Source organism: Nodosilinea sp. P-1105, from assembly GCF_012911975.1.
GTDB lineage: Bacteria > Cyanobacteriota > Cyanobacteriia > Phormidesmidales > Phormidesmidaceae > Nodosilinea.
Genome location: NZ_SMDQ01000037.1, coordinates 1 through 17270, shown reverse-complemented (window position 1 = coordinate 17270; position 17270 = coordinate 1). Strand labels below are relative to the sequence as shown.

15 protein-coding genes are annotated in these 17270 nt (G+C 54.9%); 5 read left to right on the top strand and 10 right to left on the bottom strand.

Features of this window, described 5'->3' with window-relative positions:
- The first annotated feature begins 51 nt into the window (after window positions 1-51).
- Both E1H13_RS15795 and guaA read left to right on the top strand, forming a co-directional pair.
- Window positions 52-870 carry an ion transporter gene (locus tag E1H13_RS15795; RefSeq protein ID WP_169614401.1) on the top strand — a complete coding sequence of 273 codons (819 nt, stop codon included), beginning with the start codon at window positions 52-54 and terminating at the stop codon, window positions 868-870.
- 238 nt (window positions 871-1108) lie between these two features.
- Window positions 1109-2722: a glutamine-hydrolyzing GMP synthase gene (guaA, locus tag E1H13_RS15790; RefSeq protein WP_169614399.1), complete on the top strand. Its 1614-nt coding sequence runs from the start codon at window positions 1109-1111 to the stop codon at window positions 2720-2722.
- A gap of 124 nt (window positions 2723-2846) precedes the next feature.
- Here guaA and E1H13_RS15785 read toward each other — a convergent pair whose 3' ends face one another.
- Window positions 2847-3614: a metallophosphoesterase gene (locus tag E1H13_RS15785; RefSeq protein WP_169614397.1), complete on the bottom strand. Its 768-nt coding sequence runs from the start codon at window positions 3612-3614 to the stop codon at window positions 2847-2849.
- Between the two features lie 431 nt (window positions 3615-4045).
- Between E1H13_RS15785 and E1H13_RS15780 the strand changes: the two genes are divergently transcribed.
- A complete protein-coding gene (locus E1H13_RS15780; protein WP_169614395.1) occupies window positions 4046-4456 on the top strand; it encodes a hypothetical protein in 411 nt (136 codons plus the stop codon).
- Between the two features lie 36 nt (window positions 4457-4492).
- Here E1H13_RS15780 and E1H13_RS15775 read toward each other — a convergent pair whose 3' ends face one another.
- The 9 genes from E1H13_RS15775 to yqeK form a co-directional block, all read right to left on the bottom strand.
- The gene (locus E1H13_RS15775; protein WP_169614393.1) at window positions 4493-5083 is read right to left on the bottom strand and encodes a GUN4 domain-containing protein; all 591 of its coding nucleotides are present in this window, start codon (window positions 5081-5083) and stop codon (window positions 4493-4495) included.
- 77 nt (window positions 5084-5160) lie between these two features.
- A complete protein-coding gene (locus tag E1H13_RS15770; RefSeq protein ID WP_169614391.1) occupies window positions 5161-8406 on the bottom strand; it encodes an efflux RND transporter permease subunit in 3246 nt (1081 codons plus the stop codon).
- A gap of 87 nt (window positions 8407-8493) precedes the next feature.
- A complete protein-coding gene (locus E1H13_RS15765) occupies window positions 8494-9759 on the bottom strand; it encodes an efflux RND transporter periplasmic adaptor subunit (RefSeq protein WP_169614389.1) in 1266 nt (421 codons plus the stop codon).
- 137 nt (window positions 9760-9896) lie between these two features.
- Window positions 9897-10826 (bottom strand): TraB/GumN family protein, encoded by a 930-nt coding sequence (locus tag E1H13_RS15760; protein WP_169614387.1) that lies wholly within the window; start codon window positions 10824-10826, stop codon window positions 9897-9899.
- A gap of 114 nt (window positions 10827-10940) precedes the next feature.
- Window positions 10941-11588 carry a class I SAM-dependent methyltransferase gene (locus tag E1H13_RS15755; RefSeq protein WP_169614385.1) on the bottom strand — a complete coding sequence of 216 codons (648 nt, stop codon included), beginning with the start codon at window positions 11586-11588 and terminating at the stop codon, window positions 10941-10943.
- A gap of 546 nt (window positions 11589-12134) precedes the next feature.
- Window positions 12135-13097, bottom strand: coding sequence for an asparaginase (locus E1H13_RS15750; protein ID WP_169614383.1), 963 nt, complete (start codon window positions 13095-13097; stop codon window positions 12135-12137).
- Window positions 13098-13138: 41 nt separating this feature from the next.
- Window positions 13139-13627, bottom strand: a complete 489-nt coding sequence (locus E1H13_RS15745) for a CGLD27 family protein (protein ID WP_169614381.1) — start codon at window positions 13625-13627, stop codon at window positions 13139-13141.
- Window positions 13628-13831: 204 nt separating this feature from the next.
- A complete protein-coding gene (rsfS, locus tag E1H13_RS15740) occupies window positions 13832-14248 on the bottom strand; it encodes a ribosome silencing factor (RefSeq protein ID WP_169614379.1) in 417 nt (138 codons plus the stop codon).
- 63 nt (window positions 14249-14311) lie between these two features.
- Window positions 14312-14911: a bis(5'-nucleosyl)-tetraphosphatase (symmetrical) YqeK gene (yqeK, locus tag E1H13_RS15735; RefSeq protein WP_240966664.1), complete on the bottom strand. Its 600-nt coding sequence runs from the start codon at window positions 14909-14911 to the stop codon at window positions 14312-14314.
- Window positions 14912-15164: 253 nt separating this feature from the next.
- Between yqeK and E1H13_RS15730 the strand changes: the two genes are divergently transcribed.
- Complete coding sequence (locus tag E1H13_RS15730) at window positions 15165-16436, top strand: hypothetical protein (protein WP_169614377.1); 1272 nt, start codon at window positions 15165-15167, stop codon at window positions 16434-16436.
- Window positions 16437-16507: 71 nt separating this feature from the next.
- Window positions 16508-17101 (top strand): recombination mediator RecR, encoded by a 594-nt coding sequence (gene recR / locus E1H13_RS15725; RefSeq protein WP_169614465.1) that lies wholly within the window; start codon window positions 16508-16510, stop codon window positions 17099-17101.
- The last annotated feature ends 169 nt before the right edge of the window (window positions 17102-17270 follow it).

The following is a 17270-nucleotide window of genomic DNA, read 5'->3' as shown; positions in this document are numbered from 1 at the left end:
GCGGAACCTATTTAACATATTTAGGTTACCCATTGCCAAACTCCAGAACCGATGACAGGAGCTGACACCACCCCCACCGATGACCGGCAAAAAACACTCCATAGGGGCGATCGCCTGCGCCGTCACCTCAACACTACCGATACCCTGCCGGGGCGGTTACTCAATGGCGCCATCGTGTTGCTGATCTTTGGCTCCGCCGCCATCTTTGTGCTCAAAACCTATCCGATTCCCCCGGCCTTAGATCTTTGGCTGAACCGCATAGATTGGGTGATTGTCCTGGCCTTTACCATCGAGTATGGCCTGCGGCTGTGGGCCGCTGAGCACCCCTGGCGCTACGTGCTTAGCCTCTATGGGCTGCTCGATTTGGTGGCTATTTTGCCGTCCTGGATCGGTGTCTTCGACATTCGTTTCTTGCGCTTCTTTCGCTCCCTGCGGATTCTGCGCCTGGTGCGAGTCTTCAACGACCGGCTTTGGTTTGGGCAGGTCACCAGCACCGACAGCCTGATCTTGATTCGCATCCTATTTACCCTGGGGGCGATCATTTTCATCTACTCTGGCCTGATTTTTCAGGTCGAGCATCCCAACAACCCAGAGCGCTTTACCACCTTCCTGGATGCCCTCTATTTTGCGGTGGTAACCATGACCACCGTGGGCTACGGCGATGTCACCCCCATTTCCGAAGCGGGCCGGGGGCTGACGGTGATGATGATTTTGACCGGCATTGCCCTAATTCCCACCCAGATTAGCCGCTTAATTCAACAACTGGTCAAGGTGACCAACGTTCGCCACCACCCCTGTCCCAGCTGTGGCTGGGACAGCCACGATCATGATGCCCGCTTCTGCAAACGCTGTGGCGCCGCTTTGGAGTAGGGAGATGAAGCCTTAGGTGCTAAAGAGCAGATCAGCAGATCCCCCGACACTGTCAAGCGGAGCAAGTTTTGGTAAGGTGGTGAGAATAACCATTTTTATTTTTTTACAAAAGTCCATAAATAAAAATACCCAGGCGTTGTGATACAGCCGCCTTGGCCGCCCATCACCTCGGTCCGCTACTAAGCCTTTCTAGGCTCCTATTCATTGTCCAACCCCAGATACTAAGCAGGATCAACCCGTGACTCTTCAAACTGAACCCACCGCTACCTTAGGACAGGAATCGTTGCCAGAGGTCAACCGCCAGATGCTGGTGATCCTGGATTTTGGCTCTCAATATTCCGAATTGATTGCTCGCCGCATCCGCGAAACCGAAGTTTATTCAGAAGTGCTGTCCTATCGCACCTCAGTTGAGCAGCTCAAGCAACTGAATCCCAAAGGCATTATTCTCTCTGGCGGCCCTAACTCTGTATACGACGCTGGTGCCCCGCACTGCGACCCTGAGATTTGGAATTTGGGGATTCCAGTGCTAGGGGTATGCTACGGCATGCAGCTGATGGTGCAGCAACTGGGGGGGCATGTGGACCGGGCGGAACGGGGGGAGTATGGCAAGGCTGACTTGTACATTGACGACCCCACCGATTTGCTCACCAATGTGGAAGATGGCACTACCATGTGGATGAGCCATGGAGATTCTGTGTCTCGCCTGCCGGAGGGGTTTGAGCTTCTGGCCCATACCAACAACACTCCCTGTGCTGCGATCGCCGACCATCAGCGCAAGCTCTATGGGGTGCAGTTTCACCCCGAAGTCGTGCACTCCAAAGGGGGGATTGCCTTAATTCGCAATTTTGTTTATCACATTTGCCAGTGCCAACCCACCTGGACCACCGCCACCTTTGTGGAAGAAGCGATTCGCGAAGTGCGCGCCCGGGTTGGCGATAAGCGCGTCCTATTAGCCCTTTCTGGCGGTGTCGACTCATCGACCTTGGCCTTTTTACTGCACCAAGCCATTGGCGATCAGCTCACCTGTATGTTTATCGACCAGGGCTTCATGCGCAAAGGCGAGCCAGAACGCCTGGTGAGGCTATTTAATCAGCGATTTCACATTCCGGTGACCCACATCAAGGCCCGGGAGCGCTTCTTAGGGAAAGTGGCGGGCATCACCGATCCCGAAGAAAAACGAAAGCTGATTGGCCATGAGTTTATTCGGGTATTTGAAGAAGAATCAAAGCGCCTGGGTCCCTTTGACTATCTGGCCCAGGGTACCCTTTACCCCGATGTGATTGAGTCCGCTGATACCAATGTTGATCCTAAAACTGGGGAGCGGGTGGCGGTCAAAATCAAAAGCCATCATAATGTCGGTGGCCTGCCTAAAGATCTGCAATTTAAGCTGGTAGAACCCCTCCGGAAGCTGTTTAAAGATGAAGTGCGTAAGGTGGGGCAGTCCATTGGTTTGCCCGATGAAATTGTTCGCCGCCACCCCTTCCCTGGTCCTGGATTGGCGATTCGAATTATTGGCGAAATCACTGAGGAACGGTTAGAAATTCTGCGCAATGCTGATTACATTGTGCGCGATGAAATTCACAAACAGGGCATGTACCACGATTTCTGGCAGGCGTTTGCGGTGTTGCTGCCGGTCCGTAGTGTTGGGGTGATGGGCGATCAACGCACCTACGCCTATCCGATTGTGCTGCGGTTGATCAGCAGTGAAGATGGCATGACCGCCGATTGGTCACGGGTACCCTACGACCTGTTGGAAACCATGTCTAACCGCATTGTCAACGAGGTGGATGGTGTCAACCGAGTTGTTTACGACATCACATCTAAGCCCCCTGGTACTATCGAGTGGGAGTAGCCTGGGCTAAGGATGCTGTCAACGGTTCATATCCCGAACCCCGCTCAAGAGCATAACGATCCCTCCTAGGAGCACTAGCAGTGCGACGATTCCCAGCACGATATCTAAATTAGTGGTTTCCATACTACTCATACATTAACGAGCGCCCCGCTATCCCCCGGGGGCGCTTTTTCACTAGAGTGGGGTCTAGTGTTGCGATCGCATCATCGCAAGAACGAATTCGCTCGATTGGTTCAAAAACGTTCACTTGATACACCAGCTGATTATCCCAATCTAGGGCCGTTAACCAGCCACTGCGGGGATGGTAAACCCCGGTATCAATATCCAGCCAACCTCGCCCAGCAGCGATTTGCCCGGGGCTAATCCCAGGGAAGGTGAAGGTAATGGTGTGGCCGGTAATAATCAGCTTATCGGCAAAGAAAGGGGTGAGGCTGCTGTGAAAGGTTTCACGAATCCAGCACATCTCGTAGCTACTTTGTTCGACCACTGGCAGCATCGGGTTAACCCCAGCATGGACCAGCCACAGATCCCCTAGGTCGATGTAGAGAGGCAGTTGCTTAATCCACTCCAAATCATCTTCCAGGGTGGATAAGGAGCCATGGTAGCTACTGAGGGTGGCCTGCCCACCACTATAAAGCCACCCCTGCAGGGTGGGGGGGTTAATTTTGCCATCCACAAAGGCGTCTAGGATCAGCTGCTCGTGGTTGCCCCGTACACAACCGCTGGCATGGGTCCGAATAAAGCTGACCACATCGGCACTTTTTGGTCCTCGATCGATTAAATCGCCCACCGAATAGATCTGATCATCGGACTGGGGCGCTAAAATTTCCCAGAGCCGCATCAATCCATCGTAGTGGCCGTGAATATCACCGATAAAAATACGTCGGGGCATGGAGTTATGGGTGCCAGACCTAGTAGATGTAAGTAATATCTACCCAGTCAGCAAATTACAGTCAGGAACAAGCATCCAGGTGATCTGCGACACTGTGCTTATTATGCCTCAAGCTAAGGGGCAGCGTTCAGCTACAGCACAGACCAGCTCATTTTTCACCCGCAAAATGGCTGACCCCATCTGCCCAGCCCATGGCGGCCAGATATGAGCTGTAAATCGCAGATCAATAGCCGTCCAACCGATCTCATTTTCGCTGTTCTCAGGCATAATGAGGGCGCGCTTGGCATAGCCCTGAGAGGCTTGATCTACAGTCCTAATCAGGCCATGGTCTGATCGACTGACTATGGTCTAGTATCAAGGGGTCATAGCCCTCTTTAGATAAGTTGTCAGTCTGATTATTATCGTCACTTGGTTCCCAGGAGAATTTGCCCATGTATGCTGAGGCTCCACCTAAGCCAACGCCGCGCTCTTCAACCAAGCGCCAACGCCGCCAGCGCCCCCAATCTGTCTGGCGGCGGTTGGCCCAGCATACCCCGTTGATGGAAGTCAGTGCCCGGTTAGCAGTGAATGGTGTTTTAGCGGTGGTGGCCCTCGGCGCTTTGGGGCGCCTGGTTCCTTACCTTCAGACCCAGACGCAGCAGTTACAAATGGTGAATGACCAGGTGACAGCCCTGGAGTCATCCACCACCGAACTCAAAGCTGACTTTAGTCGCTACTTTGACCCGGCCCAGTCTAGGCGGATTATGCAAGAGCAAACGGGCTACAAGGTCCCCACTGAACGTCAGGTGGTTTGGACCCAGGACCAATCAGAGATTAAGGCCTCCTATGGTACCTCCCCGTAAGTAAGCTGCATCCTGCTTGCTTTACCTAGTGCAACGTCAAGGGAACAGCTCACAGGTAAACAGGCGGGCGAGAAAGTAGTTGACCATCTTGGTGCCATAGGGGGAATCCCACCAGATGACCGGGTAGCAGCCGACCGGGTCACTTAGGTCATGGCGGGCTTGATCTAAGGTTTTCCACTCCCCCTCGGCGCGCCAGCCCACCTGTTCCCCCAGTTGCTGTAGGCGCTGGGTATCTTGGGCAATGGCGGACTCTAGGGTACCCCCTACCCTCTGGTAGATGTTGAGTTGCACACTAAAGCCAAACCGACCGCCAGTGTAGGTCACCCACAGGCGATCAATCACCCGCAACACACTACAGGGAAACCGGCGCACGGCATCGGGGGTTAGGTCTTCCCGATTCGAGGTACCGGCTTCCTGCAAAATCACGCGCACGGTTTCTTCGTCAGCTTCCAGTAGCTTGCCGGTTTTGAGGTAGAGCTGTAACTGCTGGTAGCGTTCGATGTCTGTCACCAAGGTCAGCGCATCCTCTAGGCGGGCAATGCGTTCCGCTAGCCCTTGCTGGATAAAGGCTTCTAGCTTAGCTTCCATGGCGGTTAGTCGAGTGACTAGATCCTCTTCACCGTGCATATCAAAATCTCCTAACTGATGCGATCGCGATCGGATAGTACTGCCAAGGTTGGGATGGATAGGGCGCTGGAAGTGGTCTAATCATTGGTCGCTGAACTGGGATCAGCAGGGGCTTCGTTGGCTAGGGCCATGCCCGCAGGACGACTGCCGTTGTGGTTGCCTTCTCCCCCAGACGAGTCCCCACCGGACCCATCCTTAGCCAATAACCGTTCTGCGGCCCCTTTCAATATGACGTAGAGCACCGGTACGACCAACAAGCTTAACACCGTCGCCACCAATAACCCGCCAAATACCGTGTAGCCCACGGACCAGCGGCTGGCACTGCCCGCCCCGGTGGCAATCAGCAGTGGGAAAAAGCCCACCAGAGACGAAATCGCCGTCATAATAATTGGTCGAAACCGCTGCTCCGCCGCTGCGATCGCAGCAGGCACCAGCCCCAGTCCCTGACTACGAGCTTGGTTGGCAAATTCCACAATTAAAATGGCATTCTTGCTGGCCAGGCCGATCAACATCACCAGCCCCACCTGGGCGTAGATGTTGAGATCTAGGCCCCGCAAAAACAAAAAGACCAGAGCGCCTAACACCGCCAAAGGCACCGTCAGCAAAATGATGATCGGGTCGATGTAGTTTTCATACTGGGCGGCCAGCACCAGAAACACGACCACAATTCCTAGGCCAAAGATAATCACCGATAGGCCACCCGCCGCAATTTCTTCCCGGGCGGTCCCTTCCCAGGCTTGGGCCACCACCGGTAGAGCGGCCTGGGCATGGGCCTCGGTCATGGCCTCAATCAGTTGACCAGAACTGGCCCCAGGGGCTGGCTGCCCCTCTAGTTTGATCGATCGCAGCAGGTTGAAGTGGTTGATGGTTGCCGGACCCACCACCTCTTCCAGGGTGACCACCTCCCCCAGGGGCACCATGGTGCCGCCATTCGAGCGCATATAGAAGTTGTTGATATCGGATGGCTGGTTGCGGAATCCATCGTCCGCCTGCACATAGACCCGATAATTGCGGCCTCCAGTAGTGAAGTCATTCACATAGCGGGACCCCAAATAAGTACTGATCGTGCTCAAGGCTTGATCGGTGTTTACATCCAACGCCTTCAGCCGATCGCGGTTCATATTCACCTGAATTTGGGGGGAACTGGCCGTGAACTGGGTAAATACCCCGGCCGAAGCCGGTGACTGATTGGCCAGGCCCATGATTTCATAGGTATTACTCAAAAATTCATCAATACTCATCTGGTTGCCACTGCGGTCTTGCAGTTGCATTTCCAGGGCCCCGGTGGGGCTAAACCCGGGGACGGGTGGGGCATTAAAGGCGATCACCAGAGCTTCGCCAATTTGGCTAAGGGAGCCATTCACCTGGGGGACCAATGCCATGGCAGAAGAGGCCCTGCCGGGACGATCGGCCCAGGGGGCCAGGGTGGCAAAGAAAATTCCCCGGTTGGGTGAAGGGCCATCAAAGCCAAACCCGGCGATCATAAAGGTGCTCACCACCTCAGGAAACTCGGAAATCAGCTCGTCGGCCTGAGCCATCACCCGCTGGGTGTAGTCAAGGGAGACCCCGTCAGGGGCCTGAACAATGCCGAGAAAGTAGCCCTGGTCTTCTTCGGGCACAAAGCCAGTGGGGACTAGCCGAGTCATGAACGCCGTCAGCATGACCCCCACCACAAACACCCCCAACACCCCATATCGCCAGCGAATCAGTAATCGCACCAACCGTCGGTAACGCTCGACGGTCCAGATCAGCAGTTGGTTAAAGCGGCCAAAAAAGCGACCTAGGGGTCCCTGGTGGCGATCGCGATCGCGGGGGCGCAGCAGCAGGGCCGACATTGCTGGTGAAAAGCTGAGGGCATTGAACGTGGAGACCAGCACTGTGAAGGCGATGGTGAGGGCAAACTGTTGATAAATTCTGCCGGTACTGCCTGGAAAAAAGGCCACCGGCACAAACACCGCCATCAATACCAGGGATGTGGAGATCACCGCCCCGGATAGTTCCTGCATGGCGTCGAGGGCGGCGAGGCGGGGTCGCATGCCCTGGTCAATTTTGGCGGCGATCGCCTCCACAATCACAATGGCGTCGTCGACCACCAGACCTGAGGCCAAAATGCAGCCAAATAGGGTGAGGGTATTGATTGAAAACCCAAAGGCCAGCAAGAAGGCCATGGCACCGATCAGGGCGACGGGAATGGCGATCGCGGGCACAATCGTTGACCGCCAGTCCTGCAAAAACAGAAACAGCACCAGCAGTACCAGTAAGATGGCCTGAATTAACGTGACCACCACCTCCCGCAGAGACACCTCCACAAAGTCTGTGGTGTCAAACACCAACTCCGCCCGGTAGCCGGGGGGAAAGCTAGTCTCTAGCTCTGCCATCCGTTCTCGCACCGCCCGAGCCACATCCAACGCATTACTATCAGGAAGCTGGTAAACCAGCAGCCCTGCTGCTAACCTGCCCTGGGTTTTGGCATCAAAGCTATAGTCTTCGGCACCCAGTTCAGCCCGACCCACCTCCCCCAGCCGCACCAGGTTGCCCGCATCCCCTACTTTGACCACCAGGTCTTCGAATTCTGCCGCCTCTTCTAACCGCCCCGGCAACTGTACCGTAAATTGAAAGTCCTGCCCCGAGCGGGTGGGGGGTCCACCAACGGCCCCGCCACCAATTTGCACATTTTGCTCTTGCAGAGCCGCCACCACATCTTCGGGCACCATTTGCTGGCGGGCCAGAGCGGTTGGGTCAAGCCAGATTCGCATGGCATAGCGTCCTGCCCCAAACACTTCTGCACTACCCACCCCTGGAATTTGCTGGATCTCGTCAAGAATGAACAGGTCGGCGTAGTTGTGTAAAAACAGGGCATCGTAGCGATCGTCATCGGTAAAGAACCGATACACCAGCAAAATACTGGGGGACTGGGCATTCACCGTCACCCCCAGCTGGGTGACCTCAGGGGGGAGTTGAGGCTCAGCCCGGGCCACCCGATTTTGCACATCCACCTGGGCGATGTCTTTGTCACGCCCTGGGCGGAACACCACGTTAATGCTGCTTTGGCCCGTATTGGTGCTGCTAGAGGTGATATAGTCCATCCCCTCCACCCCATTAATTTCCCGTTCTAGCACCGTTGTCACGGTACTTTCAACCGTTTCAGCATCGGCCCCAGTGTAGTTGGCCGACACCTGAATCTGTAGCGGCGCAATTTCTGGCAGTTGCTCAATGGGCAGTAGGGGAATAGCCACCAATCCGCCCAAGACAATCAGCAATGTACACACCGTGGTGAACACTGGACGGCGAATAAATGGGTCGGCAATGGAAAACAGGGCCATAGAAACAGGGTTAAAAAAAGGGATAGCAATAGACGATTGACAGATGGTATGCCGTCGCATCCAGCTAACGACCTCGCAGTCAGGCCCCTAAAGGGCCGCCGCGGAATCCTCAGTTTCAGGAACAATGGGGACACCGTCTTGCAGTTGCAAAATGTTGCTGACCACAATTTCATCCCCCGCCTGGAGCCCATCAATCACCTGGTAGCGACCGGCTTGAATCGCCCCTAATTGGACTGGGCGTTGGGAAGCAACAGTCATGGTCTGACCGTCGTCGGTGGTTTGTTCGGCGGCCACAAATACAAAACTTTGCCCCGCCAACCGGGACACCGCCACGGTGGGAATTAATAGGGCCGCCGTTGTATCCCAAATCATCCGGGCTCTCACGAATTGCCCGTCCCGTAAATTTCCAGCGTCATTGGGGAAGCGGGCTTTCACCAAAATCGACTGGCCAGCGGGATCTACCTCTGGGGAAATCACGCTCACACCGCCAGTGGCCAAGGGGTTGCCAGATTCAGCATCAAGCAATTCCACGGGTGTGCCCAAGCGTAACTGGTCAGAGCGGGTGGTGGGTACCTGGATGCGCAGCAACAGCGCCTGGTTTTGGGTAATGGTGGTAATCGCCTGGCCCACCTCCACAAAGTCCCCCACCCGCAGGGGAATATCTCCCACCAGCCCCGCAATCGGGGCGCTGATCTGGGTAAACCCTAAGTCTCCCTGGCTGCGAGTAACTTCGGCTTGGGTCTGATCGAAGGTGGCGGTGGCCTGTTGCAACTGAGCCTGAGCCGCTCGCACATTGTCTTGGGCCTGGGTTTGGCTGGTTTGGGCCACCGCCAGCTGGTTGCGGGCGTTATCTAAGTCTTGCCGACTGAGGGCGCCAGCCCCCACCAGACGTTCGGTGCGACTAAATTCTGTGGTCGCCAACTCCACATCTGCCTGGGCCCGAGCTAACTGAGCCTGAGCCGCCTCTACTTGGGCCTGGGCCGCATCTCGACCAAAGCGAGCGGCTTGCGCTCCAGCTTGGGCCCCAGACACCTGGGCCTGGGCCTGGTCAGGGCTGAGCTGCACAATCGGCTGGCCAGGGCTCACAGCCCCCCCTGAGGATACAAAGATACGGGTAATTCGCCCGGCCACCTCGGGCCTGACCTCAACTCGTTGTTCTGCCTCTAGGGAGCCGACAAAATCTGAACTGTCTTCAAAGGTGCCGGGCTGCAGGACCTCGACCTGCACCGGCATGGCTTGGGAACCATCGCCCATGTCGGGTTGATTGGGTTGACCGCAGCCAGACAGGGCCAGGGTAAGGGTGAGGGCAGCCCCTAAAGCTGGTTTAGAGTAGGGCAAGGGAGCAGGCAGCATAAGGTAACGATTAGACCTTGAGCAGAGTGAAACAAACAGATGCCATGCCTATGGTAAGGCAGGGTACTGTCAATCCGTGCACTGGATAAGTGCGTCTGGGGCATTGAAGCACTGATGGCGAGGCCACAGCCAGCAGGTTAAAGCTGCTCAGCCCGATGACCGGCTTGCTCTAGCAGCAACAACACATTGTCAGGCCCTACTAAGTGCAAGGCCCCCACTACGACCAAGTGATCCTCCTCTGTCTCTAGAAAAGATTCAATCTGGGGAAGCCAGGTGCGGTTGCGATCGCTGAGAAAAATCTGCTGCATCTGGGGATAGTCAGCAAAGCTGGCTAACAAAAACGCCTCCATCGCTGCCACATCACCGGTAGACCAGATGTGCCGCAGGTGGTCGAACGATTCTTCTAACAGGTCCATTTCCTCTAAACTCTGGCGCACAAATTGCTGCTGTTCTTCGGCAGACAACTGCTCAAACAGCCCAAGTTGATCTGCCGGAGTTTCTAAAAATAGGATGTCTTTCTCGGCCGCTTCTGCCCGACTATAAAAATGCTGATCGATGCCCTGCTCAGGGGTAAACCCCAGAGACATAAGGTGTATGACCGTCAGGTTGACGGCTAAAAACCAGGGCTTAAACGGTTGAAATAGATCAATCGGAAATCCTAAATCAGCGGCTCTTTGCTCAGCCAGTTGGTAGGTTTCGGCATCCAGGCTATCCGCTAGGGTGACATCTGGTTCAGCACTAGCCACCATCATCATGTCTAGGGCCGCATCCATCATCGCCTCAGGGCTGAGATCGGTCTCAAACACCACCACCTCTGCCGCTGCAAAGGCCGACTCCATGGGGTCTGGCAGGGGGTAAGCCGATGCATCCAGCATGTGGATTGACCCCAGTAGATAAACCGTATTGTTGGGAGATTCTACCTTCCAGAGAAAGTGAGCGTCTGGGCAATCAGGCGGCGAGACCTGGGTCTGTCCCGGCGTGATCGCGATCGCTAAGGTAGATAGCGCGCCTAGTAAGGGCACATAAGCAGGAGCGATCGCCCTGAAGGCAGCAACCAGTGGCACCATCGTTCAACGCCCTCCTTAACCAGGCTGGGGATATAGTCTAAGGTAAACCGTGAACCGCAAACCGCAAACCGTGAACCGCAAACCCGCCTAAATCCTCATCCCTGACTTAGCCATCTACTCCACCCGTTTAGCAACAACCGCATAAAACGGGTCTCCCCCTGGCATACCTAGCATCTGTAAAATAGCCGGAATCGTCGGCGACTGGGCGATTACCTCCGGCTGACTAAATCCTGGTACCGAGCGAAAATAATGCTTTACTAGCTCAACCCGCTGGGGTTCGGTGGCATCACGCCAGGCGGCGATCGCCTTTTGGTAGAACATCCGGTTAGAAAAGCTAACGATCGCGATCCCCCCCGGCTTAAGTATGCGGTAGATTTCGCTAAACACCGCCTCGGGTTGTTGCAGGTATTGAACAGAGACCGCATTCAAGACGGCATCAAAACTTTGGTCATCTAAGGGCAAAATAGGATTTTCGTTTAAATTCCGAACAAAGTAGTGATCAAGACGAGGGTTTTCGGCCAATTCTGCGGCATTCATCCCGTGCCCTTCTACCCACGCAAAGCCCACATCCTCCGGTAAGTGCGATACCCAGCTGCTCATCATGTCAAAAATGTGCCCTTGCGGTACCAGTCGCTGGCGGTATAGGTCTGTCAGCCGCTGAATGAAGCCATCATCTACATGGGTAACCAGACGCGGCACGTCGTAGAAAAATGTATCGCTGGAATCGTCGAGTTTGGTGCGTTGCTCAGGCTGAAGCAGCATAGAAGGGGAAGAACTATTCGATTAATATTTCTTCAAGTGTAAACAAATTTTCGGTTGTCTTCACAGCCACATTAGTAGATAAAAAAATAGAAAGGGCCTGATTCCTTAACAAGAATCAGACCCTAACTTGGTGGCGGGGCATGGATTTGAACCATGGACCTTCGGGTTATGCGTACCACTACAGCTTTCGCTGCCTACCCAAACAATGGGAGTTTGGTGGTCTGGACTGTCCCTTCACCCTCGACTATACGTTAGGGTGTCTGCCATCCAGTCTCTACACCTTCCTGATTTTCAGGCTTGGCTCGGGATTACCGTGCTAATGGCTTCCCCGAATTTGACAGATATACACACAGACGTTTCCCTCTGTGCTGCCCTATCTAATTCAACTACTAAGCACTTAGTTGAACTAGACGACCGAGCCCGACGAGCTACCAGACTGCTCTACCCCGCGTCGGCTTTATTAGTATAGCGATAAATGTTCACTAATAACAACCTTTTTCCTCTAATTTTTGAAAAAACCTGGGCTAGAGCCTACATCCCTTGCTGTTAATACATCAGAGGTAGCTCGCCCACCACATCGAGCCGCTTAAAGTCACCGATTTCCATGTAGGTTTCAGCTAGGGTGTCAGCCACCGAGGGCAAAATCCAGCCCATTTGTCTAAGGGTGAAAATGGCGGTGGCGTACTTGGCTCGCTTTGCCCCGTCCACCACCTTGATCGCTAGGCCCAACCCTTCTCCCACACGGCCAATACATTGGATCCCTTCGGCCCCAGACTTGCTTACCAGTGCCCCATCGGTCAGTTCCATCAAGTAGGTATCAAAGGATCCTGCTCCACCGACCATATCGGGATGACTGGTCATCGCCCGAATGATTCGTTCCATATCCAGGCTATTGCCAGAAGAGAGCATGGCAAACAGGGTCGCCATCTGTCGCAGTTGCATAAAGTAGGTGGGGGCGCCACAGTCATCGTGGGCCATGATGAACTCGTCCGGCGGCATCCCAAGCAGTTCGGCAATCCGGGAAAGAATGAGTTTCTGGACGGGATGGTTACGGTCTAGGTAGCTTTCCAAAGGCCAGTTACGTTGCTGACAAACGGCTAACATGCCAGCATGTTTACCCGAACAATTGTGCTCTAGGGGGCTTTTTTTGCCCGCCGGAGTCGGACAGCGCAAGACAGTGGGATCTAAATCGGCCTGCCAAAGAATATGAAATGCTTGACGAACCTGCTCAATACTGCCCTGATGAGAGCCACACATAATCGCCAGATCTTTATCGTCTAGGTCATAACGCTCCAAGGCCCCCGCGGCGGTCACCGCTAGGGCCTGAAAGGGTTTCAAGGCTGAGCGGATAAAGGTACCCAGTTCAGGATTTCCCGCGACTGAAAGGTTGCGGCCACGGTCATCACAGACGACCACATGGGCCAGGTGGCTAGATTCGACGATCCCCTCCCGTAGCAGTTGAACGTCCAGATGTTTAGTTTGATGGCGGTTGACCCTACTACTCGTCATGATTTCTGCTCGTCACGGTGAATATGGTGTGGTGAAATAGTTTAGAGAAGCGGCCAGGCCATTAGTCCTAGAGCCCCTAAGGCAGCTATGATACCGATGGTGCGACGAATTCGCCGCAAGACCGGCTGCACCTGATAGTCTACGATCAGGCGATCGCGGTTTGAAATGTCTTCAGGCTTAACCCACAGTTGGCCATCGTACCAGCCCGATTCTTCGTAGGGTACCGTAGTCTGGCGCAGTCGCCCGGCCACATGGGCCCAGCCCACATAGAGTTGAACCAAGGCTAGCAAGGGTAAAACCAACGCCCCCATAGCGGCGCTTAGGGCAAAAGGTAGGGGGTTTTTAGTGGGGGCAAAACTGGCGGCCGCCATCGGCCCAGAGATCCCCCAACTAATTACCCACAAGACGATTAAGGGTTTTAGGTAGCCACTCAAATTGCGGCTACCCCAGCTATAAAACCAGGAGCCTCGGATGTCTTGGTACTCGTTTAGGGGCTGTTGCTCAGCCGGCACCGGGCAGCGTTGGGCCATGACCACCGATAGATGACAAATCTAGCTCTAGCCTAAACGAATTACCCCTAATTAGGAATCGCAGTCCAGGAATCACAGCCCAGGGAACGGTCTATTACTCTGAGGCATACGTCGGTCCACCATTCCTGATACCTGACACCTGATACCTGGCACCCTCAGCAACGGGGGGCACATTTTTGCCAGGCAATACTATTCTCAGGAATGTTACTCCGCCGGAGGATACATAATTTGATGGGCGTGCCCCCAAAAGGCTTCTAAGTCGTAAAAGTCTCGGGCCTCGGGCATGAAGACATGGGCGATCACTTCCCCATAGTCCATCAGCACCCAGTTGCCTTCGGATTGCCCTTCTACTCGCAGAGGACGGCGGTTCCAGTGATCGTCAAGGGCGGCTTCGATGGAGCGGGTGATCGCTCGCACCTGGGTTGCCGAAAACCCTGTAATTACCACAAAGTAGTCGGCCAGGTAAGAGACGTCCCCCACCTGCAACACTGCAATATCTGCCCCTTTGCGATCCTCAGCTGCTGCGGCGATCGCAAAGGCAAGACCCAGGGCTGGATCGCTGTCAGGGCTGGGGAATTCGGTCGCTGGTGTAGTAGTTGAGAGGGGGTCGGAATAGGTCATAGGGCATTTATAAGACGTAGAACAATGAAGAAAGCAAGTATTCGGGTGGGGTAGTGCTTAGGATCAGCTAGTGGATCGGCTGCTGGCCAAAAACCAGTTACGGGTGAGTACCGCTCGGGGATGAATGGTCCGCCCTTTGTCGATCAGACCAGCCAGGGTATGATCGCAGGTGTGATAAACCGCAATCGCTAAATTTTGATCACTGAGTTGGCGTAAATGGTTCAGCTTCGGGGTCTGTCCCCGACCTGGTTCTAGGGAATCCGCCAGAAACACAATGCAACTGAGGTCATCCATAGCGGGGCGACCCAGGGTGTGATTGGCGATCGCGGCTAAAATTGCCGCATCGTCTACCCCAAACTGCCGCCGCGCCACTAGGGCACTGATATCAGCATGGAGCAAGTGGGGATTGGCTTCATCCACAGGGTCTATGGGCAGCCCCGCCCCTCGGGCCATAGCCAGTAATGCTTCGGGTTTAAAGTACTTCGCCAAATCATGCATCAGCCCCGCTTGGGCCGCTTGTTCACGGTCAAGCCCATGGTGCTGAGCCAGCTCAATTGCCATGGCCTCTACCCGCAGACTGTGGGCCACCCGCGGGGACGGCACATTCGAGTTGAGCCAGGTTAACACCTGCTGGCGAAGGACACCTTGGGGTTGGGTAATCAAGCAATCTAACAGGCTATGCCTTTGTAATCAGTATGGGCTTATTGTAAAGGAAGCCCTGGGTCTGTTGCAGTGCCCTGCCACTCTGTACCAGGCACCCAACACTATAGTTTGAATAAAAATTGAGTTTCTAAACCAAACGCAGCGTATATCATTAATCGTCAACAGATGGCCTTGACTGAGAGACTGACTGCCCTTATTGTTAACGGTTTTCAGTGGGCCTACGGTCGCTTTTTTGTTCTTTGGGAGATACCCTATGACTCCATCAATGCAGGGCTTTATTACAGCATTGTTAATTAGTCTGCTGGTTGGCGTCATTATTGGGTTTTACCTACGTCAGGCACGGATTAACGGGTTAACGACAGCCCTAAAGCAGAGTCAAGGTCGCGAAAAAGAGCTGGAACAGGAACATGAAAGCCGTCTGCAAGCCGCCACCTTGAAATTACAGCAGGACTACGAAACTCAGCTGGCGGAAAAAATGGAGGCCTACCAGAGCCAGTACGAGACTCAGTTGAGCCAGATGGAGTCCACCTATCAGGCTCGTCAGAGCTTGATAGCCCAGGGTATAGGGGACGGTATAGCTGGGGGAAACGACATGGCGTCCACCATCGAGCAGCGCATTCGTCAGCAGTATGAAAGCCGTCTGAAAGAGGTGGCTCACAAAATTCAGCAGGCCTACGAACAGCACTTGCAAGCCAAATTGGTGGAAGCAAGAGAGGTGGCCCAGGCCGACTACGACCAACGCTTGGCCCAAGTAATTGAGCACTATCAAGATGAGTTAGAGCAACGGTTGGCCCAGGCCACTCCCCCATCAGTAATGCCCATGGATACCCCCATGGATATCTCAGAAACCGCTGCGATCGCCGCTACCCCTGGCCAGTCTCCCCGAGAACAGCCCACAGCAGCATCCTCAGAAACAGTGGCGCTTTTGGAAGACCAACTACGGCAAGAGTATGACCAGCGCCTGGCGGAGGCGATCGAACACCACCAGGACGAGATGCTGCAACGGACTCAGGCCCTAGAGGCAGACTTCGCCAACCGGCTGCAACTGTTACAAGCAGCCCAGCCTGAGGCCGGATCGACAGAATTAGGGGAAGCCGACCGGGCCGCCCTCAGGGCAGAGATAGAAGCCGATCTGCGATCGCAGTATGAGCAACAGTTGGCTGAGAAAATTGAGCACTACCAGATCGAACTCACTCAGCGCACCCAGGAAATGGAGCAGAGCTTTGCGGCCCGACTGGCCATGGTTGAGCAGGCCAGCCCCGAGGTAGCCCCTACCGATGAACTATCCGAAGAACTGTCATCGGCCCTCTCATCCCTAAATGTAGCCGAGATTCAACCAAGTGGTGATGACTTCGGGGCACTACTCGACTTCGATACCAACACCGAAGCCCCAGCCTCCCCCGTTCCAGAGGACTCTGGGTTCGATATTGATCATTTAGATGCCCTACTGAATGAGGCTGTGGACGAGGATACCCCCCCTAATCAGCTGTTTGATGATCTCGATGACCTCAACAACCTGAGCTAGCCTGGGCGAGGCGGTGCCTAGGATGCAACACTATACAATAGGCTTTAGAACAGTGGAAGGAGCCTGCGTCCATTTATACCCGTCCTTTGGCCCGGCTGATTGAAGAATTCCAGCGACTACCCGGCGTTGGCCCCAAGTCGGCCCAACGCCTGGCCCTTTATGTATTGAAGCGCCCCCAGTCTGAGGTTCAGGCCCTGGCCCAGGCGTTGTTAGATGCGAAAGCCCAAGTGGGGCAGTGCTCGGTGTGCTTTCATCTATCTGCCGACCCTGTCTGCGACATCTGTCGTGCCCCTAGCCGTGACCAGCAAGTGCTGTGTGTTGTAGCCGACTCTCGGGATGTAATCGCCATTGAAAAAACCCGTGAATATCGGGGCCGCTACCACGTGCTGGGGGGGCTAATTTCGCCGATGGATGGCATTGGCCCAGAACAGCTCAACATTGGGCCGCTGGTACACCGGGTCTCCAAAGAAGGAATTCAAGAAGTGATTATGGCGATTAGCCCTAGCATCGAAGGGGACACCACCACCCTTTATATCGGGCAGCTGCTCAAGCCCTTTACCCGCGTTACCCGCATCGCCTTTGGTCTACCCATGGGGGGCGATCTAGAGTACGCCGACGAGGTGACCTTAGCCCGGGCTTTGGAGGGGCGGCGGGATTTGGATTAGGTGGGGAGGTGGGGAGGTGAAGAGGTGGGGAGAGTGGGGGAGATAGGGTTGGGTGATGATGGGTGTAGGTGTGGTGCGGCTCCCCCCCCTTTACCCATCCACCCATCCACCCATCCACCCATCCACCCATCCACCCATCCACCCATCCACCCATCCACCCATCCACCCA